Consider the following 20,685-nt stretch of genomic DNA (forward strand, 5'->3'; position numbering starts at 1 on the left):
TCGACGCGCCCCGTGATCACACCGGCTCCGCGTTCATACCCGCCCGCGGTACACCAGCCGTCCGTCCAGCGCGGTGACCAGGCACGGACCGTCGCCCTTCTCTCCCTCGAATACGGCGAAGTCCGCGACGCCGGAGGGGGTGAGCACCCGTGGCCGCGCGGTGACCGGGGCGCCCGGGGTCCCCTCGTACCACCGGATGCCGGACCGCTCGACGGCCGTGCGCACCTCGGGCCGGGTGAAGGGCCCGGCGAGCACGGTCGTGCCGCGCGCCAGCAGCCGCTGCACGCCGCGCCGGGCACTGGCAGACCACCGGGCGGCGGTCATGTCGAGCGCGTCGAGGGCGGCGCCGGTCAGGGGCTCGGTGCCGAGGGCGTCGGCCTCGCGGGGGTCGGGCCAGTAGGCGGCGTCGAGGAGCGCGGCGGCGTCCGGCTCGTACCGGCCGGGCGTCAGCAGCCCGGCCCACTCGCGGACGCGGGCCCGGTCGCCGTACGCGGCGTACAGCTCTTCGTACGGCCCGATGGCGGCGAAACGCCGGCCGTCCACGACGACCGCGTGCCCGGTGTCCGTCCGCTCCTCGTCCGGATGATCCGCGACGAGACGGACGCCGAGCACCCGGTGAATCGTCAGCACGGCGCTCCTAGTTGGTGCTGGTTGCGGCTAGTTGGTGCTGAGGATCTTCAGCTCGGGGTGCGCGGTGCCGCCCTCGATGGCCGTCGACGACAGGTGGGAGACGGCGTGGTCGTCGACCGGGTCGTTCGCCGGGTCGTCGTGGACGAGGATGTGCTCGTACGTCGTGGTGCGCTGCGCGGGCACGCGTCCCGACTTGCGGATGAGATCGATGATCTCCATCCGGTTCGAGCGGTGCTTGGCCCCGGCTGACGAGACGACGTTCTCCTCCAGCATGATCGACCCCAGGTCGTCCGCGCCGTAGTGCAGCGACAGCTGGCCGACCTCCTTGCCGACCGTCAGCCAGGAGCCCTGGATGTGCGCGACGTTGTCGAGGAAGAGGCGCGCGACGGCGATCAGGCGCAGGTACTCGAAGAGCGTGGCCTGCGTACGGCCCTTCAGCGCGTTGTTCTGCGGCTGGTAGGTGTACGGGATGAAGGCGCGGAAGCCACCCGTCCGGTCCTGTACGTCGCGGATCATCCGCAGGTGCTCGATGCGCTCGGCGTTGGTCTCACCCGTACCCATGAGCATCGTCGACGTCGACTCGACACCCAGCCGGTGCGCCAGCTCCATGATCTCCAGCCAGCGCTCGCCGGACTCCTTGAGCGGCGCGATGGCCTTGCGCGGCCGCTCGGGCAGCAGCTCGGCGCCGGCGCCCGCGAAGGAGTCGAGCCCGGCGGCGTGAATCCGCCGGATCGCGTCCTCGGCGCTCACGCCCGAGATCCGCGCCATGTGCTCGACCTCGGAGGCACCGAGTGAGTGGATGACGAGCTGCGGGTACGCCGCCTTGATCGCGGCGAAGTGCTCCTCGTAGTACTCGACGCCGTAGTCCGGGTGGTGTCCGCCCTGGAACATGATCTGCGTACCGCCGAGCTCGACGGTCTCCGCGCAGCGGCGCAGGATGTCGTCGAGGTCGCGGGTCCACACCTTGTCGCTCTTGGGCGCGGCGTAGAAGGCGCAGAACTTGCACGCGGTGACGCACGAGTTCGTGTAGTTGATGTTCCGCTCGATGATGTACGTCGCGATGTGCTCCGTACCGGCGTAGCGGCGGCGGCGCACGGCGTCGGCGGCCTGGCCGAGGGCGTGCAGCGGCGCGTGGCGGTAGAGCTCCAGCGCCTCTTCCGGGGTGATCCGCCCACCCTCAGCGGCGCGGTCGAGGACGGCTGTGAGGTCGGCCTTCTCAGTCACCGGAGTGTCCCTTTCGGCAGGGTGTGGACGGACCGGCCCAGCCTACGCCAGCCCTCGGAGTGAGCGGCGGGCGCCCGGTTGACGCAAAGATGGCGACCGAGGCGTGCATCGCAGTACGCTCGCGATATGGCCGACACAGCGCGCGTCACCATCACGCTCCCTGCCAAGCAGGTCGAAGCGCTCAAGCAGATCACCGACAACGTCTCGGGGTACGTCGCGGAGGCAGTCGCCCGGCAGCTCCGGCGGGAGTTCGTGGCACAGGAATTGGCGCGTTACCAGGAGGAGTACGGCGCATTCACTGAAGAGGAGCTGGCGCAGGCCGAGGCCGAGATCTTCGGCACGTCCAAGCCGAACGACACTGAGGCCAAAGCGGCATGACCAAGTACTTCTCCACCCTCGTCCTCGACAGCGAGGGTCTGTCGGGATGGGTCTCCCGCGACCGCAAGATCTCCGCCCGGATCTTGCGGCTCCAGGAACTCGGCGCAGATATGGCGATCAGCGCGGCCACCATCATCGAGGTCACTCATGCGAGGGCGGACATGGCGCGCCTGAACTGGCTGCTCTCCGGCATCAAGGTCGAACCCCTCACCGAGCAGGCATCCAGAGCGGCCGCCAAGCTCCTCAGAAACGCCAACCTGCACGGCCACAAGTACGCCATCGATGCCATGGTCGCCGAAGTGGCCCTCCGCCAGCCCGGCCCGGTGGCCCTGCTGACCTCGGACACCGACGACATGCGCAAGCTCTGCGGAAGCGGCGTGCACCTCGTCAATGTCTAGTACGCCATCCGGTACGCCCCGCTCCCACTTCGCCCGCGTACGACTTCGCCTCAGCGGTCCAGCCGGCGCAGTGAGCCGGCCGGGTTCCCGGTGCCCGCGCCCTCGGCCCTGACGGTCAGGGTGCCGTCCTTCTCCAGCGTGTACGTGACCTGAACGGTGCCGCGCGCGCAGCCCGGGGTGGAGGGGCGGGCGGGGTCGGCGCGGTCGGTGATGCGGATCCTGTTCGCCGTGGCGGAGTCCAGTTCGCCCAGGCCGTTGCACCGGAGCGGGCCGAAGGTGTTCGTCGTACGGGCCACGGCGTCGCCCGGTACCCCTGCGCTGATCTTGACGGAGTACTGGCTGGCCACGCCGCCCGCCGTGACGCTTCCCTCCCACGTGCCGGTGAAGGCCTTGGGCACACCCGGCGGCGTGGCGGGGGCTGCGTCGTGGCCGCCGCTTTCCTTACCGGCGTCCGTGTTGTCACCGCCCAGTCCGCTCAGGTAGACGGAGCCGCCCACCGTCGCGACCGCCAGCGCGCCCGCGACGGCGAGGACCACCGTGCAGCTCCTGCGGCGGCCACGCCCCCGGTCGCCGGGGGTGTTCTCGGTGGTCAGCGAGAGCGAGAGGCGGCCCGCCGGATCGCTGGCCGTCGCGGCCGCGTCCCCGAGCGGCTCCGGTACGACGGGCACAGGCGCAGGCCCGGGCCCGGCGGCCCCGCTGCCGAAGGACGCCGGCGGCGGCCCGAACGCGCCCACCGCCGGGCTGCTGAACGGCACCGGCCCCGACAACCCCGGCGGCGCCGAAGCCGGTTCCAGGTCGAGCAGCCGCACCGCCGCCCGGCCGGCCCGCTCGACCAGCGGACCCGGCAGCCACCCCGCCGCCACCAGCCGCGCGGCTCCACCCGGCGCGAGCCGCCGCGCCACATCTCCGGGGGACGGCCGGTCCGCCGCCTCCTTCGCGAGGCACGCGGCGACCACCTCACGCAACTCGCCGTCCAGCGCGTCCAGCCCGTCCAGCCGCGGCTCCTCGTGCACCACCTTGTAGAGCAGCGCCGCCGAGGAGTCGCCGGGGAACGGCGCCTCGCCCAGCGCGGCGTACGCCAGCACCGCACCCAGGGAGAAGACGTCGGCCGCGCCCGTCACGTCCTTGCTGAGGATCTGCTCGGGCGACATGTAGCCGGGCGAGCCGATGGACACGCCGGTGGAGGTGAGCGACGCGGTGCCGTCGGTGGCGCGCGCGATGCCGAAGTCGATCAGCCGGGGCCCGTCGAGGGTCAGCATGACGTTCGACGGCTTGACGTCCCGGTGTACGAGACCGAGCCCGTGCACCGCCGTCAGCGCCTCCGCGAGCCCAGCGCCCAGCGCCCGTACCGCGTACGCGGGCAGCGGCCCGGCGTCGGCGACGGCCTCGGTCAGCGTCGGCCCGGCGACGTACCCGGTGGCCACCCACGGCACGGTGGCGTCCGGGTCCGCGTCCAGCACGGGCGCCGTCCAGTCGCCGCCCACCCGGCGGGCCGCCGCCACCTCGCGACGGAAGCGGGCCCGGAACTCGTCGTCGAGCGCGTAGTGCGGGTGCGCGACCTTGACCGCGACCGTACGTCCGCCCGCGCTGCGCCCGAGATAGACGCGGCCCATGCCACCCGCCCCGAGCCTGCCGAGGATCCGGTACTCGCCGACGGTCTGCGGGTCCCCCGCGTCGAGCGGCTGCATGGCCTCGTCCTCCCCCGTACCGCCCACTGTCGGCTCCGCCCGCGGCTTGCTGTCGCCAGCAGCCTAGGGCGTGTCCGGCAGATCAGGGCCGGGGCCGCGACGCCTGGCACGGCACCTCGCCGCGTTGCCGAAACGCCCGAATAGCTCCGCTATTAGGACGCTCCGGCGCCTTGCGATGCACCGCACCAGACGCCGCGGCCTTTCCGCCCCTGATCCGCCGGACAGGCCCTGGGGGCGCCCCGCTCAGCCGAGCAGTTCGACGGTGACATCGGCCGGAAACCCGGTGGTCGGGCCGGTCCTGCGGGCGAATTCCCGTACGCCCGCCAGTTGCTCGGGGCCGAAGCGGAAGTCCAGCGTCGTAAAGTAGCGCTCCAGCAGCACCGCGTCGAAGACCTCCCAGCGCGCGGCCTGCTCGGCAACCTTGCCGACCTCTTCCAGGGACAGATCGCGGGAGGTCAGGAACGCCTCGTGCGCCTTCTTCACGACGCCCGGCTGACGCGCGAGGTAGTCCTTGCGCGTCGCCCACACCGCGAAGACGAACGGCAGCCCCGTCCACTCCTTCCACATCTGCCCCAGGTCGTGGACCTCAAGACCGAGCCGCGGCGCGTCGTGCAGCGCGGCCCGCAGCGCCGCGTCGCCGATCAGTACGGCCGCGTCCGCCTCCTGCATCATCACCCCGAGGTCGGGCGGACACGTGTAGTAGTCGGGCCGTACGCCGTACTGCTCGGCGAGCAGCAGCTGCGCCAGGCGCACCGACGTACGCGACGTCGAACCGAGCGCGACCCGCGCCCTGTCGAGCTGCTCCAGTGGCACCTGGGACACGATCACGCAGGACATGACGGGCCCGTCGCAGCCGACCGCGAGATCGGGGAAGGCGACGAGATCGTCGGCGTTGCGCAGGAACTCGACGAGGGTGACGGGCGCGATGTCGAGATCACCGCGCACAAGTTGCTCGCTCAGCCGCTCAGGGGTGTCCTTCGACAGCTCGAAATCGAGCAGCGCTCCGGTACGGGCCAGCCCCCAGTAAAGGGGCAGGCAGTTCAGGAACTGGATGTGGCCGACACGTGGCCGGCTGCGACGGTGGTCGACAGCAGTTGAATTGTCCACATCGCGAGGCTAGACCCGTCCGTGACCGGGGCCGACGCCGGGGCGGCCGGGGCGAGTCGGTGACCTCCGGAAGGCTTGCGGAGGGACGCCGTCAAACTTCCGGGTGACGTGATCTTTCCCTCTTCCACTCTCCTCAAAGTGCGTGCTACGCTCGCCGCAAGTTGCAGTTTGGTTTCCCTTGCAGTACAGAGCCTGCGGAGCATGTGACCCGCAGGCTTTTGTAGTTTTCAGGCTTCTTTGCAGGTTCTGGAGCAGGGCAACCCTTTGGCCCATAGGAGGGCTTATGGCTACCGGAACCGTCAAGTGGTTCAACGCTGAAAAGGGCTTCGGCTTCATCGCCCAGGACGGCGGCGGCCCGGATGTCTTCGTCCACTACTCCGCGATCAACGCGTCTGGTTTCCGCTCGCTTGAGGAGAACCAGCAGGTGAACTTCGACGTCACGCAGGGCCCCAAGGGCCCGCAGGCGGAGAACGTCACCCCGGTCTAGTTGCCCGGGCCGACTGATCGCGGTCGGAATACGCAGTACCAAGGAGCCCCGTTCCTCGCGGACGGGGCTCCTGCCTGTGTGCGGGCCACCGGGGAGGTGGTCACCCGGCGTCGCCGGGCGAAGGCGCCCACCGCTGCCCGTTCATGAGGTTCTCCAGGCCCGCCCAGGCGAAGTTCATCAGTGTCGCGGCCGTCTCCTTCGCCGAGACGCCCGGCGTCCCGTTCCCCCACCCCGCGAGCGACTCGGCGGCCCCCACCAGCGCATGGGCCAGCCCGGCCACTTCGCGCTCGGCCAGTTCCGCGTCGCAGTCCGCCTCGCGCGCCGCCGCCCCGATCAGGTACGTCACGAAGCCGATGATCTCCGTACGCATCGCGGCGACCTCGGTGGCGAACGGCTCCCCGTGTGTACGGGCCTGGTTGTGCAGCACCGCCCAGCCGTCCGGGTTCTCCGCGGCGTGCGTGAAGAAGGCCCGCAGCCCGTCCCACAACTGACGATCGGCCGGTACCCCGGGCTCCACCCCTGCCCGTACCGCTTCGACAAGCGCGCTCGCCTCGCGCCGGATGCAGGCCGTGAACAGCTCTTCCTTGGAGTTCAGGTACAGATAGACGAGCGGCTTCGACACCCCGGCCAGCTCGGCGATCTCGTCCATCGACGCGGCGCGGTAACCCCGCTGTCCGAAGGTCTGCACGGCCGCGTCCATCATCTGCCGCTCGCGCACGGCACGCGGCATCCGCTTGCCCTTCACAGCACCATCCACATCCCGGTCCTCCCGCCCCGCGGCTCCCACCTCACCGCATACCGCGACCTACTCACCGGTAAGCGTACGGCGCCCCCTCGCCCCAAATCCCAAGTGCCCCTGAACGCAAGGCGTCCAGGGGCACTTCAGCGATTCAGCGGGTCAGCGGGTCAGCGGGTAACAGCGCCGGCTGGTCACGCGGTGACCGGCACTGCGACCTTCTCCTCGGCGTCACGCACACCGTCGCGCACGTCGTCGTACTCGTCGACCGGCGAGGACGAGGCGGAGTTGTACGCGTCGTGGTCGAGGATCTTCTCGCGGGCGGCGACGACGACCGGCACCAGAGCCTGGCCCGCGACGTTCGTGGCGGTCCGCATCATGTCCAGGATCGGGTCGATCGCCATCAGCAGGCCCACGCCCTCCAGCGGCAGACCCAGTGTCGAGAGGGTCAGCGTCAGCATGACCGTCGCGCCCGTCAGACCGGCGGTGGCCGCCGAGCCGATGACCGAGACGAAGGCGATCAGCAGGTAGTCCTGGATGCCGAGCTGTACGTCGAAGATCTGCGCGATGAAGATCGCCGCGAGCGCCGGGTAGATCGCGGCGCAGCCGTCCATCTTGGTCGTCGCGCCGAACGGCACGGCGAACGACGCGTACTCCTTCGGCACGCCGAGGCGCTCGGTGACCCGCTGGGTGACCGGCATGGTGCCGACCGAGGAGCGGGAGACGAAGGCGAGCTGGATGGCCGGCCAGGCGCCCTTGAAGAACTGGACCGGGTTGACCTTGGCGACCGTCGCGAGCAGCAGCGGGTAGACGCCGAACAGCACGATGGCGCAGCCGATGTAGACGTCCGCGGTGAAGGTCGCGTACTTGCTGATCAGCTCCCAGCCGTAGTCGGCGATGGCGAAGCCGATGAGGCCGACCGTACCGATGGGCGCGAGGCGGATGACCCACCACAGGGCCTTCTGGAGCAGCTCCAGGACCGAGTTGCTGAGCTTGAGGATCGGCTCGGCCTTTTCGCCGAGCTGGAGCGCCGCGATACCGGCGACGGCGGCCATGAAGACGATCTGGAGCACGTTCAGTTCGGTGAACGGCGTGATGACGTCGGTCGGCACGATGCCGGTCAGGAAGTCGATCCAGGAGCCGGAGCCCTCGGGCTTCTTGCCGTCCTTCGGCGTCAGGCCCGTACCGGCGCCCGGGTTGGTGAGCAGGCCGATCGCGAGGCCGATGGCGACCGCGATCAGTGACGTGATCATGAACCAGAGCAGCGTGCGCGATGCCAGCCGGGCGGCGTTGTTGACCTTGCGGAGGTTGGTGATCGACACCAGGATCGCGAAGAAGACGAGCGGCGCGACGGCCAGCTTCAGCAGCTGGACGAAGATGCCGCCGACCTGCTCCAGCGTCGCCTTGAGCCAGCTGACGTCCTGGCTGCGGGCGAGCCAGCCGAGAAGGACACCGAGGACCAGACCGGTGATGATTTGGGCCCAGAAGGGGAACTTGTCGGATATCCGGAAGCGGGTCTTCTGCTTCTCGGGCGCGGTCGCGGAGTTCGCGGACACGGACACACTCCGTTGATTACGTATGGGCATACGGGACGGGGGGTGCGGCGGCCGTGAGCTGCACGTGGCGTGGCGTGCTGGAGCTGTGGGCGGTCGCCGCTGCGTGATGTCGCTTCTGATGTCAGATGTGGCGGCGACAGGCCGCGGACATGCAGCGGCAGAGATCGACATGCAGGCGCGCCACCAGCACGAGCGGGACGCTCGGGTCAGGGGAGTGCGCGGCTGCTGTCGTCATGCCGAGAACGTTAACACTTGCACTTTGAGAACATCAAAGCTCTTCTTTGGGTCCGTACGCCTCGGCGCCCGCCCGGAATACGCCAACACCCCAGCCCCGGACGGGTGTCCGGGACCGGGGTGTCGGTGAGGCTGCTGAGTGTGACGTACCTTACGCCGCCCCTACGGGGTCAGGCCGTCCTCCTGGCTGCGGTTGGACTCCAGCCTGGCCTTCGCGCTGTCCACGCGCTCGACGATCCGCTCGGACATCGCGTCGCGCTGCTTGCGCAGCAGCACGAAGCTGAGCGGCGCGGAGACGACGATGGCGAGCAGCAGGACCCACAGCAGGTTGGAGTCGCCGAGGCCGGCCGGGAGCACGCCGAAGTGGACCAGGCCCCAGATGACGAAGAAGCAGCCGACGAAGACGCCCAGGCGCATGGCGGTGTAGCGGATCGTTGCGTGCTTGGTGCTCACGGGGGACCTTCTTCTCAACGGCAACCTAAAGGGTCTCTACCAGTCAAGCACAGGCCCTCGGCGAGCCGCCCGGGCCCCCACCCTCAGTGCAGTTCCAGCAGCATGACGATGTCGTCGCGGTCGTCCCCCGGCGCGACCCGGATCGCGCCGGGCACGCGCCCGACCTCCTTGTAGCCGCAGGAGGCGTAGAAGCGGTCGACGCCGGTGCCGCCGCGGCAGGTCAGCCGTATCGCTTCGATGCCCTCGAAGCCGCGTACCGCCGCCTCTGTCGCGGCCATGAGGTCCTGCCCGTATCCCTTGCCCTGGTGGGCGGGGTGAACCATGACCGTGTAGAGCCACACCCAGTGCCGCATGAGGCGGTGCGTGTTGTTCGCGATGAAGGCCGTCGCGGCGACGGCGCCCGCCTCGTCGTACCCGACGAGCAGCCGCGTGCGGCCGTCGTCCATGGCGGCGAGGTGCTTGGCCCACTCGGGCCTGATGTCGTCGGAGGTCACCGGTGGTACGAAACCGACGGCGCCGCCCGCGTTGGAGACGTCCGCCCACAGGTCGAGGACGCCGTCGCGCAAGGCGGGGCCGATCCGCGGATCGAGTTCGAAGGTCAGCGGCATGCGTTCGACGATAAACGGATCAGCCGAGCGCCTGCGCCGCCATCCGCAGATCGGACACCAGGCCCTCGTAGGCCGCCTCGCGGTCGTCGGCGCGCAGCACCGCGGAGGGGTGGATGGTGGCGACCACGCTCTCGCCGCGCCCTTCGAAGGGGAGCAGCATCCCGCGCTGCTTGGTCACCCGGAAGGAGGGGCCGAGCAGCGCCTTCCCGGCGGTCGCGCCCAGTACGACGATGATCTCGGGGTCGACGACCCGCAGTTCGGCGTCGAGCCAGGGCTTGCACGCGGTCATCTCGCGCAGGTTGGGCGCCTTGTGGATGCGGCGCTTGCCGCGTTCGGCGACGATCTCGAACTTGAAGTGCTTGACGGCGTTGGTGACGTACGTGTCGTCCGGGTCGATGCCGGCTTCGTCCAGGGCCCGCGTCAGTACCTTGCCGGCGGGGCCGACGAACGGCCGGCCCTGCCGGTCCTCCTGGTCGCCGGGCTGCTCACCGAGCAGCAGGACCCGGGCGTGCGCGTTGCCCGCGCCGAAGACGGTCTGCGTGGCGTCGCGGTGCAACGGGCAGCCGCGGCATCCGGCCGCGGCCTCGCGGAGCCCGGGGAGTCCGGCCCGGCCGGAGGGGAGGAAGGGTTCGGCCGTGTACGCGTCCTCGGGCGACTCGCTTGGGCTTGCCATGCGGCCCGGGTACCCCCCGGCGCCGCCGGCCACACCACGAACCGTCAGCAAACGCCCATAAGCCACCCGTACGGCGTCAGACCCGCATCGCCTGCGGCGACTCGCGGCGGTCCGCCTCCGGCCCCGGGTACTCGCGGATGATCTCGTACCGGGTGTTGCGCTCCACCGGGCGGAATCCCGCGTCCCGGATCAGCTCCAGCAGGTCCTCGCGGCCGAGCTTGTTCGGCGTGCCGTAGTTGTCCGCGTCGTGCGTGATCTTGTACTCGACGACCGAGCCGTCCATGTCGTCCGCGCCGTGCTGGAGCGCGAGCTGCGAGGTCTGCACGCCGTGCATGACCCAGAAGACCTTGACGTGCGGCACGTTGTCGAAGAGCAGCCGCGAGACCGCGAACGTCTTCAGCACGTCGACGCCGCTCGCCATCGTCGTACGGGCCTGAAGACGGTTGCGGATCTTGCCGTCCTTCATGTCCTCGAAGTCGTGCTGGTAGCGCAGCGGGATGAAGACCTGGAATCCGCCGGTCTCGTCCTGGAGCTCGCGCAGCCGCAGCACGTGGTCCACGCGGTGGCGCGGCTCCTCGATGTGCCCGTACAGCATGGTCGAAGGGGTCTTGAGGCCCTTCTCGTGCGCGAGCCGGTGGATCCGCGACCAGTCCTCCCAATGAGTCCTGTGGTCGACGATGTGCTGGCGGACCTCCCAGTCGAAGATCTCGGCGCCACCACCGGTCAGGGACTCAAGACCCGCCTCGATGAGCTCGTCGAGGATCTCGGAGGCCGACATGCCCGACACGGTCTCGAAGTGGTGGATCTCGGTAGCCGTGAACGCCTTCAGCGAGACGTTCGGCAGCGCCTTCTTCAACTCGCTCAGAGAGCGCGGGTAGTAGCGCCACGGGAGGCTGGGGTGGAGGCCGTTGACGATGTGCAGCTCGGTGAGGTTCTCGTTCTCCATCGCCTTGGCGAGCTTGACGGCTTCCTCGATGCGCATCGTGTACGCGTCCTTCTCGCCCGGCTTGCGCTGGAACGAGCAGTACGCGCACGACGCGGTGCACACGTTCGTCATGTTGAGGTGACGGTTGACGTTGAAGTGGACGACGTCGCCGTTCTTGCGCGTACGCACCTCATGGGCGAGGCCACCCAGCCAGGCCAGGTCGTCGGACTCGTAGAGGGCGATGCCGTCCTCGCGGGTCAGCCGCTCACCGGCCCGGACCTTCTGCTCCAGCTCGCGCTTCAGCCCCGCGTCCATGTACGGCCGCCTCCCATATGTCTACGTAAAACAGGCTCCACCCAAGGTACGCCACCCCTCATTTCTGGGGGCGACCCCCAGGCCCCCCTACTGTTCGGGCAGTTCCCCGACCCGGTTCTCCCACTTCGTGGAGAGCACGATCGTCGTCCGCGTCCGCGAGACGCCCCGCGTCCCGGACAGCCGCCGGATCGTCTTCTCCAGGCCGTCGACGTCCCCCGCCCGGATCTTGAGCATGTACGAGTCGTCGCCGGCGATGAACCAGCAGTCCTCGATCTCCGCGAGGTCCTTCAGGCGGCGCGCCACGTCCTCGTGGTCGGCGGCGTCGGACAGCGAGATGCCAATCAGCGCGGTGACGCCGAGACCGAGCGACTTGGCGTCGACCGTGGCGCGGTAGCCGGTGATCACACCCGCCGCCTCAAGACGGTTGATGCGATCGGTGACGCTGGGGCCCGAGAGGCCGACGAGCCGGCCGAGTTCGGCGTACGAGGCCCTGCCGTTCTCCCTGAGGGCCTGGATGAGCTGCCTGTCCACGGCGTCCATATGCCTGAAGCCTTCCATTATTCAGCAATACCGCGTGTTATATAGGTAATCTAAGGCGCGCAGGGCTCAACGCCCCGCAAATCTTTCAGAAGATCAAAGAAGGCGACGTACTGGTCCCTCACTGGTCCTTCCGGGAGCCACCGAGCTCTCCCTCCCAGCGGCGGTACAGACTGTGCGGCACCCCCGCCGCGTCCAGCACCCGCCCCGCGACGAAGTCCACCAGATCCTGGATGTGCGTCGCTCCCGCGTAGAACGCCGGGGAGGCCGGGAGCACCACGGCGCCCGCCTCGTCCAGCGCCACCATGTGCTTGAGGGTCTGGCCGCTCAGCGGCGTCTCGCGCACCGCCACCACGAGCCGGCGCCGCTCCTTGAGCGTCACGCTCGCCGCCCGTTGCAGCAGATCCTTCGACAGCCCCAGCGCCACGCCCGCCACACCCGCCGTCGACGCCGGGACGATCAGCATGCCCTTGGCCGGGTACGAGCCCGACGAGGGCCCGGCGGCGAGGTCCCCCGCCGCCCAGTACCGCACGTCGCCGACATCGGCCGTGAACGTGTCGGGCTTCCCGTCCGCGCCGCGCGCCAGCCACGTCCGCAGGTCTTCCTGCCAGTGCGCGTCCCGGAACGCGATCCCCGTCTCGTCCAGCAGCGTCAGCCGCGCGGCCCGGCTCACCACCAGGTCCACGCTCTCGCCCGCGTCCAGCAGCCCGCGCAGCACGGCGGCGGCGTACGGCGTACCGGACGCGCCGGAGACGCCGACGACCCAGGGGCGGCGCGGCGACTGCGGCTGCTGACTGCGTGCAAGTCCTGACTCCACGTGCCCGACCTTATCCGGGCGCGCCGGGGCGGAACCGAGTCAGGTGCCCGGACGTTCCACTGACAGGCCGCCACACAGGTCGTACGTACCGCAGGGGGACGCCATGCCACCGACCGCAGTCGACCGGAGCCGGAGCGGGAGCCATCCGGCCAGGACCGCCATCGTGCTCATGCTCGGCTGGGTCGCGCTGCTGTGGGTCCTGGAGGCGCTGGACGCCGCGACCGGCGCGCTGGACACGTACGGGCTGAGCCCGCGGGACTTCGGCGAGCTGCGTGACGTACTGCCGATGTCGTTCCTGCACCACGGCTTCGACCACGTGGCGTCGAACACGATCCCCCTCCTGATCCTCGGCTTCCTGGCCGCCCTGAGCGGGATACGCCGCTTCGCCGCCGTCGTCCTCACGATCATGCTCGTGGGCGGGCTCGGGGTGTGGCTCACCGCCCCCGACCACTCCAACACGGCGGGCGCGTCGGTCGTCGTCTTCGGCCTTCTCGGCTACCTGCTGGTCCGCGGCTTCGTCGACCGCAACGCCGTCGACGTCGTGATCGGTCTGCTGGTGGCCGCGGTCTACGGCTCGCTGCTGTGGGGCGTGCTCCCGACGAACACCGCCGTCAGCTGGCAGGGCCATCTCTTCGGGCTGATCGGCGGCGTGCTCGCCGCGTACCTCTTCCGGCGGCGGTCGCCGCTCATACCCGCACCCGCCGGGCGCCGCCTCACACCGTGAGACCGCGTACCAGCAGGTCCAGCAGCGCGCACACGAACAGCGCGATCCCGATGAAGCCGTTCGTCGAGAAGAACGCCCGGTTGAGGCGGGACAGGTCGTGCGGCTTCACGATCGTGTGCTCGTAGAGGAAGGCCACGGTCACCACCACCAAACCGGTCCAGAAGAAGACCCCGGCGCCGGTGGCCAGCGCGTACCAGACCAGCAGCACGGTCGTCACCACATGACACACCCGCGCGCCGTACAGCGCGGCCGGGACACCGAAGCGGGCCGGCACGGACTTCACTCCGTGCGCGCGGTCCGCCTGGACATCCTGGCTGCCGAAGATGAGGTCGAAGCCGCCGATCCAGATGCCGACCGCGAGACCCAGGATCACCGCGTCCCAGGACCACTCCCCCGTGATCGCGAGCCAGGCGCCGACAGGCCCCATGGCCTGGGCGAGGCCGAGAATGGCATGCGGGAAGTTCGTGAAGCGCTTGCCGTACGGATAGACCACCATCGGGACGACGGCGATCGGCGCCAGCGCCAGGCACAGCGGATTGAGCGCGGCGGCCGCGCCGAGAAAAACGACCACGGCGATGAGCGCACCGGTCCACGCCGACCTGACCGAGACCGCGCCGGTGACGAGCTCGCGGTTGGCGGTGCGGGGGTTACGGGCGTCCAGCTCGCGGTCGATGATCCGGTTGCACGCCATCGCGAAGGTCCGCAAACCCACCATCGCCACGGTGACGAGCAGAAGCTTGCCCCAGTGAATGTTCCGGTCGAGCTGGAACATCGCGGTGAGCGCGGCGATGTAGGCGAAGGGCAGCGCGAAGACGGAGTGCTCGATCATCACGAGCCGAAGGAACGCCTTGGTCCTCCCGACCTGCGGAACCGCGGCCGCTGCGCTGCTCACAGCCCGTACTCCTTCCAGCGCTTTGTCACCCGTTCGGCCGTCGCCGGGTCGGACTCGACCATGTTCGGCCAGCCGCCATCGCGGGTGTAGCCCTCCTCGGGCAGCTTCTTCGTCGCGTCGATGCCCGCCTTGCCGCCCCAGAACTGCTGGTACGACGCATGGTCCAGGTGGTCCACCGGACCCTCGACGACCGTCAGGTCACGGGAGTAGTCCACATTCCCCAGCGCCCGCCAGGCCACCTCGTGGTAGTTGTGCACGTCGCAGTCCTTGTCGACCACGATGATCAGCTTCTCCAGCGACAGCATGTGCGCGCCCCAGATGGCGTGCATGACCTTCTGCGCGTGCTTCGGGTACTTCTTGTCGATCGACACGATGACGCAGTTGTGGAAACCGCCCGCCTCAGGCAGGTGGTAGTCCACGATGTCCGGCACGATGATCTTGAGCAGCGGCAGGAAGAAGCTCTCCGTGGCCCGCCCCAGCGGCCCGTCCTCCGTGGGCGGCCGCCCCACCACGATCGACTGGAGCAGCGGACGCCGCCGCATGCTCACCGTGTCGATCGTCAGCGCCGGGAAGTCCTCCTGCGGCGTGTAGAACCCGGTGTGATCACCGAAGGGCCCTTCCGGCAGCATCTTCCCGGGCTCCAGCCACCCCTCCAGTACGACCTCGGCGTGCGCCGGGACCTGGAGCGGAACGGTCTTGCAATCGACCATCTCGATCCGCTTGCCCGAAACGAAGCCCGCGAAGAGGTACTCGTCGATGTCACCCGGCAGCGGCGCAGTCGAGGCGTACGTCACGGCAGGCGGCGCCCCGAAAGCAATGGCGACAGGCAGGCGCTCACCCCGCCGGGCCGCCACCTGGTAGTGGTTGCGGCTGTCCTTGTGGATCTGCCAGTGCATGCCGATGGTGCGCTTGTCGTGGCGCTGGAGCCGGTACAGCCCCAGGTTCCGGATGCCCGTCTCCGGGTCCTTGGTGTGCGTAAGCCCCAGATTGAAGAAGGACCCGCCGTCCTCCGGCCAGGTGAACAGCGCGGGCAACCGGTCGAGATCCACGTCATCACCCGTGATGACGACCTCCTGCACCGGCGCCGCGTCGGACTTGACCTTCTTCGGCGGCACGTGGGCCATCGCCCCGAGCTTGCCGAAAGCCTCCCGCACACCGACGAAACCCTGCGGCAGTTCCGGCTTCAGCAGCCCGCCGATCTTGTCCCGGATGTCGTCGTACGACTTCAGTCCGAGCGCCTTGAGCAGCCGGCGGTCCGTACCGAAGACGTTCATCGCCAGGGGCATGGCGGAGCCCTTGACGTTCTCGAAGAGAAGCGCCGGGCCGCCCGCCTTGTTCACCCGGTCGACGATCTCCCCGACCTCCAGGTACGGGTCGACTTCGGCCTTGATGCGCTTGAGGTCGCCCTCGCGCTCCAGCGCCCGGAGCAGGGAGCGAAGATCGTCGTAAGCCATGCGGTCCAGTATCCGGTACGCACTACGCTTGGCCCGTCACCGGGGCCGCCTTCGGCGCCCCGCGGCCCGCGTTCTGGGAGCTTGCCCTCATGCTCAGGTATCTGCCGTTCCTCCTGGTTCTGGCGCTGTGGATCTACGCCTTCATCGACTGCCTGAACACCCCCGAGGAAGAGGTCCGCCACCTCCCCAAGGTGGTCTGGGTGATCATCGTGCTGCTCTTCGGCGAGGTACTGATCGGCCCGGTCGCCTGGCTGGCGGTCGGCAAGGTCCGCAAGGGAGCCGGGAACGGCACGCCCTCCGAATGGCGCCGCGGCCGCAAGCAGCAATGGGTCGCCCCTGACGACAACCCCGACTTCCTCAAGTCCCTCAAGGACGAGAACGAGAACGACGGCCCCGAGGACCCGACGCCCCCCAAGCCCTGACGCAGCGGCGGGGCCGACCGGACGGTGGCCCCCGGCCCCGCCTCACCTGCCACGCCACCGGTGAGGGGACGTGCCGGGGCGCTCCCCGCAGGGCGTTGAACGCAACCCCCGCGAACGAACCACCACCTACCCGAACGTTCGACGCCCGAGGAGACGCCCCGGCGCGGCACCGCCCCCAACGCCCCCGCAAAAGACGCCCACCCCACCCCCGCGTCGCGATTTACCGGTGCATCAGTCGAAAACCCGTGCACGCACCAACTCACTTTACGTAGGTTGGAGTTAACGTAGCGACACATGTTGCTGGTGCGGGGGGGCACTGTGGACAGAGAGCTGTTCGGCCGCGAGGCAGTCCTCGACGGTCTCGCGCCACGGCTCATCGGTCTGCCTCCTCGCGGGTTCCAGAAGGTCCCCTTCGAGCACCGCGACGATCTGCCCGCCGTGGTCCTCACCGGCGGGCGCGGTATGGGCAAGACCGCGCTGCTCAAGCGGCTGCACAGCGCGTACCGCCAGCGCACCCCCATCGCTCTGATCGACTGCGAGCGAGCCGAGTTCACCGAGCGCCCGGCCGAGCACTCGCTGTCCTGGTCCCCGGTCACCGAGGCCCTCGCCGAGCTCGGCGAGCAGCTCGCGCCGCCCGTGCACGGTGCGGGGGCCGTCGAGTTCCCACGGCTGGCCGCCGGGCTGCTCGCCGTCGCGAGCCTCGGGTGGCAGCCGCACGACGACGAGAACATCGTCGCCGAAGGGCTCCGGCTCGGGCTCCTCGTCGAGCCCGGTTCGCGCTGGCGCAACCAGATCCGCACCTGGCTGACGAAGGTCGTGGCGAAGCTCGCGGCCATGGCTTCCGGGGTGGGTCCGGGGCTCGATGTGGTCGTGGAGACGACCGTCGAGTCCCTGCTCGACGATCTGTTCAACCGGGGCCAGCGCGCCTCCGCCGACTGGTACGGCAACTACCCGGGCGCCGGCGGCAAGGCCAAGCGCGGCCTGACGCTGCTGGCGCTGCACTTCCGGCGCGGCAGCGAGCACCGGGGCCGCGCCGAACGTCACCTCGTCGGTGCCCTGCGGGCCGATCTGGACGCCGCCTACCAGGGAATGGGGCGGTTACGCCGCGTGGGGCGGCCCGTGGTCCTCATCGACAACGCCCAGGCGCCGCTCGGCCGCCGGCTCGTCGAGCCCGTACTCCGGGACCGGGCCGACGGCAAGCGCGACCACGTGGTGCTCGTCGCGGCCCTGCGCGGCCACGACCACCCCGCTCTGCGTCACGCCGTACGCCGGACCCTGCCGGAGGTCCGGCACGAACTGGGCTGGCGGCGCGGACGCGAGATCGCTTCGGGAGCCGTGGCCGTCGAGCTGACCCCGCTCGAACCCGAGCACGTACGGCAGTTCTTCGACCTGACCGACCCACGCCAGCTGACCCATCCGAAGCTGGCCCGTGCCGTGCACCGGCTCACCGGCGGGCGCCCCGTGGGCGTGGACCTGCTGGCCCGGGCCGCCGGGCAGGACCCGCATCCGGAGCGGTTCACCCCGGCTTCGCTGCTCGCCGCGACCGTCACCCTCCGCGAGGACCGGGAAGGGCAGGAGGTGGCCGCCGAGCTGCTCGCGCGGCTGGTGCCCCCGTCCCGGCTCGACTGGCTCACCGTACTGGCGCCCGCGCACGACGTGCCGTCGGCGGAGGCGCTGGCCGCGTCGCGGCTGCCGGGCGAGGAGGGGCGTACGGGACTGGCCGCCGTACGCGATGTGCGCACGCTGCTCGCCGACGAGCACTGGCCGCCGGCCCCCGGGCACTTCGTCGGCGACCCCTTTCTGCGCACGCTGCTGCTGCACCGGCTGCGGTACGGCGACCGTGACTTCGGCCGGTGGCGGGCCGTCCATGAGACGCTGCGCGACTACTACCGGGACCGGGACGTTCCGCGGCGGCTGCACCACGAGCTGGCGCTGGGGGCCACCGAGGGCGCGGTGACGTATCTGCGGGAGACCTTCGCGCTCGCCGACGCCCGCGTCTGGCTGGACGAGCTGCGCTTCATCGCCTCCGCGCCGCATTTCGACGATCCGGATGTACGGCGGCCCATGGCCCTCGGCCGGGCCGACGCGTCGGCGCCGCCGCCCGGCTCGGACACCACGCTCCATCTGCGCATCCGCCGACTGCTGTTCGCGGTGTGGCAGCTGACCGATCCGCTGGCCCTTCCGGACGACGAGGTGACCGAGAAGATGGGGTACGAGCTGGGGCTCCTCTCGGAGCTGCACAGTTCCGGCAACGAAGTTCTCTGGCAGGCCTCCCGCTCCTGGCCGCAGGCCGTACGCGAGTGGCGCGTCCCGGCCGCCGGCACGACCAGCACGACCAGTACGAGAGGGGACGGCTCATGACGGACTGGCTGAGAAGGGTCTTCTGGTTCACCCCTTTACGCAAGGGGCTCACGGTGCTCCTGGTGCTCGCGGTGGTCGCCGGTCTCTCGTACGGCGGCTACCGCATCGCCAACCCCGACCTGACCTGCGCCACAGGAGTCGCCCGGCCGGAGGAGGGCGCGGAGTGTGTGGGCGTCTCCGCCGGCGGCTACGACTTCGAAGTTCCGGCGCTGGGGCAAGTCGCTGACGCCATCGCCAGGGAGAACAAGAAGCTGAAGGCCGGGGAATACGCGACCGTGGCCGTGATGCTCCCTCTCACCTCCAAGGACCGTGGACTGCGTACCAAGGTCCTCCACGAGGTGCAGGGCGCGTTCCTCAAGCAGCACTCGGCCAATACCGACGACAATGGGCGGCTGCCGAAAATCCGGCTCGTCCTGGCCAATACGGGTAACGGAAACGCGCATTGGCAGACGACGGTGAGGCAGCTGAAGGGGATGGTGGACGGCCCCGACAACCTGCGGGCCGTCTCCGGCGTGGCCACCAGCAGCGCCGAGACCAAGGACGCCGTGACGGAGCTGACCGGCTCGAAGATCCCGGTGATCGGGACCACGATCACCGCCGACGACATCGCCAACGGGCCCGGCGAGGACGACAACCCGTACCCCGGTCTCGCCCGTGTCTCGCCCACCAACAGCGACGAGGCCGACGCCATCGCACGGTTCGCCGAGGTCGACGCCGCGAACGCCGTCCTGGTCCAGGACACCCGCCCCGGCGACCACTACACCGCCACTCTCAAGCGGGCCTTCGGCAAACTGCTGACCGATGCTCCGTACGCGCCAGAGCTGTTCACCTCACCGCCCGACCCCAATGACGAGGGCACCACCGCCAACACCTTCCGCCAGATCACGCTGACGCTCTGCACCACCCGCGCCGACACGGTCTTCTTCGCCGGGCGCCACACTCAGCTGCGGCAGTTCGTGAACGCCCTGGGCCAGCGCGGCTGCCAGGAACGGAAGTTCACCGTGCTGACCGGCGACGAGGGGTCCTACCTCGGCGCGGACAAGAAGCTCGACAAGAAGGCCCTGGCCAACAAGGTCACCGTCCAATACGCCTCGCTCGCCCACCCCGACGCCTGGAAAGGGCCCGGCACTCCCAAGACCGGCGGGTCCCCCGCGGCGTACGAGACCTTCGTGGAGCGGCTCGACCGGGCCGTGACGGACCCGGACATCGGGCCCATCGGGCCCATCGGCCCGGACTCGCTGACGGACGGACAGGCGATCATCGCGTACGACGCCATGGCCACGGCAGTGCACGGCATCCGGGACGCCACGGTGAAGGGCGAGAAGCTGCCGGAGATCCGTGATGTCGGCACGTGGTGGCCGCACGTGAAGGGAGATCAGAAGGTCGAGGGCGCGAGCGGCTGGATCTGCTTGGACAACCACGGGAACCCGTACAACAAGGCGGTGCCGATCGTGGAGCTCGCCCCGGACGGCACCCAGCGGTTCGTGGAGATCGCCTGGCCCGACGGGGACCCGCCGGCTCAGGACTGTCTGCCGCCGGGCGCCTCGTAGGCGGCGTACAGCTCGCGGTAGCGGTCCAGGGTCCACGCCGACCAGTCCTGCCGGCGGCCGTCGAGGAACTCGACGAGGTACTCCAGGTGCTGGTGCCAGCCCGCCAGGCGGCTCAGCCGCTCGGCGTCGCCGGGCATCGCCACCTCGTTGGTGAAGCGCAGCACCGTGCCGTTCGTCGCCCCGGCCGGCGCCAGGTGGAAGCGGATGCGCCCGTGCACGGCGACGGTGTACTCCGCGACGTGCTCCACGTCCCAGGCGGTGACGGTGCCCTCGGCGACCGTGCGCGCGCCGCTCTCGTCGGTGCTGAGCCACCGCAGGGTGACCGCGCCGCCCAGGCGCGGCTCCAGGGGTTCGGCGTCCACGAGCCATCCGCGCAGGCCGGCGGGGGTGGCGACGGCGGGCCAGACCTCGTGCAGGGGGTGCGCCAGGTTGAGCGTGAACCGCAGCACGTCCGTGTGTTCGCGGTGCTCGCAGGTGCCGGGACCGATCACATCCGCCATGGGTCCAGCCTCACCC

General features: G+C 70.0%; 22 protein-coding genes. 7 read left to right on the forward strand and 15 right to left on the reverse strand.

Annotated elements, in window-relative coordinates:
* Positions 1–33: 33 nt before the first annotated feature.
* A complete protein-coding gene (locus J7E91_RS24170; protein ID WP_308377000.1) occupies positions 34–630 on the reverse strand; it encodes a hypothetical protein in 597 nt (198 codons plus the stop codon).
* Between the two features lie 27 nt (positions 631–657).
* On the reverse strand, positions 658–1,854 hold the full coding sequence (mqnC, locus tag J7E91_RS24175) for a cyclic dehypoxanthinyl futalosine synthase (RefSeq protein ID WP_214908263.1): 1,197 nt from the start codon (positions 1,852–1,854) through the stop codon (positions 658–660).
* A gap of 126 nt (positions 1,855–1,980) precedes the next feature.
* Here mqnC and J7E91_RS24180 point away from each other — a divergent pair, with 126 nt between their 5' ends.
* Positions 1,981–2,232, forward strand: a complete 252-nt coding sequence (locus J7E91_RS24180; protein ID WP_214908264.1) for a type II toxin-antitoxin system CcdA family antitoxin — start codon at positions 1,981–1,983, stop codon at positions 2,230–2,232.
* On the forward strand, positions 2,229–2,630 hold the full coding sequence (locus J7E91_RS24185; RefSeq protein WP_214908266.1) for a PIN domain-containing protein: 402 nt from the start codon (positions 2,229–2,231) through the stop codon (positions 2,628–2,630). Before J7E91_RS24180 ends, J7E91_RS24185 begins: the two co-directional genes overlap by 4 nt.
* 50 nt (positions 2,631–2,680) lie before the next feature.
* Here the strand turns inward: J7E91_RS24185 and J7E91_RS24190 are convergent, their stop codons facing one another.
* Positions 2,681–4,318, reverse strand: coding sequence for a serine/threonine-protein kinase (locus J7E91_RS24190; protein ID WP_214908268.1), 1,638 nt, complete (start codon positions 4,316–4,318; stop codon positions 2,681–2,683).
* A 243-nt stretch (positions 4,319–4,561) separates the two neighbouring features.
* The gene (locus J7E91_RS24195) at positions 4,562–5,425 is read right to left on the reverse strand and encodes a menaquinone biosynthetic enzyme MqnA/MqnD family protein (protein ID WP_214908271.1); all 864 of its coding nucleotides are present in this window, start codon (positions 5,423–5,425) and stop codon (positions 4,562–4,564) included.
* Positions 5,426–5,708: 283 nt separating this feature from the next.
* On the opposite strand from J7E91_RS24195, the gene J7E91_RS24200 reads away from it, so the two are divergent.
* Positions 5,709–5,912, forward strand: a complete 204-nt coding sequence (locus tag J7E91_RS24200) for a cold-shock protein (RefSeq protein ID WP_003984261.1) — start codon at positions 5,709–5,711, stop codon at positions 5,910–5,912.
* Between the two features lie 100 nt (positions 5,913–6,012).
* Here the strand turns inward: J7E91_RS24200 and J7E91_RS24205 are convergent, their stop codons facing one another.
* The 8 genes from J7E91_RS24205 to J7E91_RS24240 all read right to left on the reverse strand — a co-directional run bounded on the left by J7E91_RS24205 (position 6,013) and on the right by J7E91_RS24240 (position 12,766).
* The gene (locus J7E91_RS24205; protein ID WP_214908382.1) at positions 6,013–6,642 is read right to left on the reverse strand and encodes a TetR/AcrR family transcriptional regulator; all 630 of its coding nucleotides are present in this window, start codon (positions 6,640–6,642) and stop codon (positions 6,013–6,015) included.
* A 200-nt stretch (positions 6,643–6,842) separates the two neighbouring features.
* The gene (locus tag J7E91_RS24210; RefSeq protein WP_214908273.1) at positions 6,843–8,204 is read right to left on the reverse strand and encodes a dicarboxylate/amino acid:cation symporter; all 1,362 of its coding nucleotides are present in this window, start codon (positions 8,202–8,204) and stop codon (positions 6,843–6,845) included.
* Positions 8,205–8,600: 396 nt separating this feature from the next.
* The gene (locus J7E91_RS24215) at positions 8,601–8,855 is read right to left on the reverse strand and encodes a DUF4229 domain-containing protein (protein WP_214908384.1); all 255 of its coding nucleotides are present in this window, start codon (positions 8,853–8,855) and stop codon (positions 8,601–8,603) included.
* Between the two features lie 119 nt (positions 8,856–8,974).
* The gene (locus tag J7E91_RS24220; RefSeq protein WP_214908275.1) at positions 8,975–9,499 is read right to left on the reverse strand and encodes a GNAT family N-acetyltransferase; all 525 of its coding nucleotides are present in this window, start codon (positions 9,497–9,499) and stop codon (positions 8,975–8,977) included.
* 19 nt (positions 9,500–9,518) lie between these two features.
* On the reverse strand, positions 9,519–10,172 hold the full coding sequence (locus J7E91_RS24225) for a UdgX family uracil-DNA binding protein (protein ID WP_214908277.1): 654 nt from the start codon (positions 10,170–10,172) through the stop codon (positions 9,519–9,521).
* A 76-nt stretch (positions 10,173–10,248) separates the two neighbouring features.
* Positions 10,249–11,412, reverse strand: a complete 1,164-nt coding sequence (gene mqnE, locus J7E91_RS24230) for an aminofutalosine synthase MqnE (RefSeq protein ID WP_214908279.1) — start codon at positions 11,410–11,412, stop codon at positions 10,249–10,251.
* Between the two features lie 87 nt (positions 11,413–11,499).
* Positions 11,500–11,952, reverse strand: a complete 453-nt coding sequence (locus J7E91_RS24235) for an Lrp/AsnC family transcriptional regulator (RefSeq protein WP_214908280.1) — start codon at positions 11,950–11,952, stop codon at positions 11,500–11,502.
* A gap of 118 nt (positions 11,953–12,070) precedes the next feature.
* On the reverse strand, positions 12,071–12,766 hold the full coding sequence (locus J7E91_RS24240; protein ID WP_214908281.1) for a UbiX family flavin prenyltransferase: 696 nt from the start codon (positions 12,764–12,766) through the stop codon (positions 12,071–12,073).
* 103 nt (positions 12,767–12,869) lie between these two features.
* On the opposite strand from J7E91_RS24240, the gene J7E91_RS24245 reads away from it, so the two are divergent.
* Entirely contained in the window at positions 12,870–13,490 is a 621-nt protein-coding gene (locus J7E91_RS24245; protein WP_214908282.1) for a rhomboid family intramembrane serine protease, read from the forward strand.
* On the opposite strand, the gene mqnP is transcribed toward J7E91_RS24245, so the two are convergent.
* Together mqnP and J7E91_RS24255 are read right to left on the reverse strand one after the other, a co-directional pair.
* Positions 13,480–14,382, reverse strand: coding sequence for a menaquinone biosynthesis prenyltransferase MqnP (gene mqnP / locus J7E91_RS24250; RefSeq protein WP_214908283.1), 903 nt, complete (start codon positions 14,380–14,382; stop codon positions 13,480–13,482). The genes J7E91_RS24245 and mqnP overlap by 11 nt on opposite strands.
* A complete protein-coding gene (locus J7E91_RS24255; RefSeq protein ID WP_214908284.1) occupies positions 14,379–15,836 on the reverse strand; it encodes a menaquinone biosynthesis decarboxylase in 1,458 nt (485 codons plus the stop codon). Before J7E91_RS24255 ends, mqnP begins: the two co-directional genes overlap by 4 nt.
* 89 nt (positions 15,837–15,925) lie before the next feature.
* Here J7E91_RS24255 and J7E91_RS24260 point away from each other — a divergent pair, with 89 nt between their 5' ends.
* The 3 genes from J7E91_RS24260 to J7E91_RS24270 all read left to right on the forward strand — a co-directional run bounded on the left by J7E91_RS24260 (position 15,926) and on the right by J7E91_RS24270 (position 20,169).
* Positions 15,926–16,258 (forward strand): PLD nuclease N-terminal domain-containing protein, encoded by a 333-nt coding sequence (locus J7E91_RS24260; protein WP_214908285.1) that lies wholly within the window; start codon positions 15,926–15,928, stop codon positions 16,256–16,258.
* Between the two features lie 318 nt (positions 16,259–16,576).
* Positions 16,577–18,619, forward strand: coding sequence for a hypothetical protein (locus tag J7E91_RS24265; RefSeq protein ID WP_214908287.1), 2,043 nt, complete (start codon positions 16,577–16,579; stop codon positions 18,617–18,619).
* The gene (locus tag J7E91_RS24270; protein WP_214908289.1) at positions 18,616–20,169 is read left to right on the forward strand and encodes an ABC transporter substrate-binding protein; all 1,554 of its coding nucleotides are present in this window, start codon (positions 18,616–18,618) and stop codon (positions 20,167–20,169) included. Before J7E91_RS24265 ends, J7E91_RS24270 begins: the two co-directional genes overlap by 4 nt.
* Here J7E91_RS24270 and J7E91_RS24275 read toward each other — a convergent pair.
* Entirely contained in the window at positions 20,139–20,669 is a 531-nt protein-coding gene (locus J7E91_RS24275) for an SRPBCC domain-containing protein (protein ID WP_214908291.1), read from the reverse strand. The two genes, J7E91_RS24270 and J7E91_RS24275, sit on opposite strands and share 31 nt — an antisense overlap.
* Positions 20,670–20,685 lie beyond the last annotated feature (16 nt).

Source organism: Streptomyces sp. ISL-99, from assembly GCF_018614005.1.
GTDB classification, from domain to species: domain Bacteria; phylum Actinomycetota; class Actinomycetes; order Streptomycetales; family Streptomycetaceae; genus Streptomyces; species Streptomyces flavidovirens.

Coding starts and splice junctions, on each gene's coding strand:
- J7E91_RS24215 (WP_214908384.1), bottom strand. CDS start 8,855: ATGCGCCTGGGCGTCTTCGTCGGCTGCTTCTTCGTCATCTGGGGCCTG.
- J7E91_RS24180 (WP_214908264.1), top strand. CDS start 1,981: ATGGCCGACACAGCGCGCGTCACCATCACGCTCCCTGCCAAGCAGGTC.
- J7E91_RS24235 (WP_214908280.1), bottom strand. CDS start 11,952: ATGGACGCCGTGGACAGGCAGCTCATCCAGGCCCTCAGGGAGAACGGC.
- J7E91_RS24275 (WP_214908291.1), bottom strand. CDS start 20,669: ATGGCGGATGTGATCGGTCCCGGCACCTGCGAGCACCGCGAACACACG.
- J7E91_RS24185 (WP_214908266.1), top strand. CDS start 2,229: ATGACCAAGTACTTCTCCACCCTCGTCCTCGACAGCGAGGGTCTGTCG.
- J7E91_RS24205 (WP_214908382.1), bottom strand. CDS start 6,642: ATGCCGCGTGCCGTGCGCGAGCGGCAGATGATGGACGCGGCCGTGCAG.
- J7E91_RS24245 (WP_214908282.1), top strand. CDS start 12,870: ATGCCACCGACCGCAGTCGACCGGAGCCGGAGCGGGAGCCATCCGGCC.
- J7E91_RS24200 (WP_003984261.1), top strand. CDS start 5,709: ATGGCTACCGGAACCGTCAAGTGGTTCAACGCTGAAAAGGGCTTCGGC.
- J7E91_RS24255 (WP_214908284.1), bottom strand. CDS start 15,836: ATGGCTTACGACGATCTTCGCTCCCTGCTCCGGGCGCTGGAGCGCGAG.
- J7E91_RS24270 (WP_214908289.1), top strand. CDS start 18,616: ATGACGGACTGGCTGAGAAGGGTCTTCTGGTTCACCCCTTTACGCAAG.
- J7E91_RS24225 (WP_214908277.1), bottom strand. CDS start 10,172: ATGGCAAGCCCAAGCGAGTCGCCCGAGGACGCGTACACGGCCGAACCC.
- J7E91_RS24190 (WP_214908268.1), bottom strand. CDS start 4,318: ATGCAGCCGCTCGACGCGGGGGACCCGCAGACCGTCGGCGAGTACCGG.
- J7E91_RS24260 (WP_214908285.1), top strand. CDS start 15,926: ATGCTCAGGTATCTGCCGTTCCTCCTGGTTCTGGCGCTGTGGATCTAC.
- J7E91_RS24220 (WP_214908275.1), bottom strand. CDS start 9,499: ATGCCGCTGACCTTCGAACTCGATCCGCGGATCGGCCCCGCCTTGCGC.
- mqnE (WP_214908279.1), bottom strand. CDS start 11,412: ATGGACGCGGGGCTGAAGCGCGAGCTGGAGCAGAAGGTCCGGGCCGGT.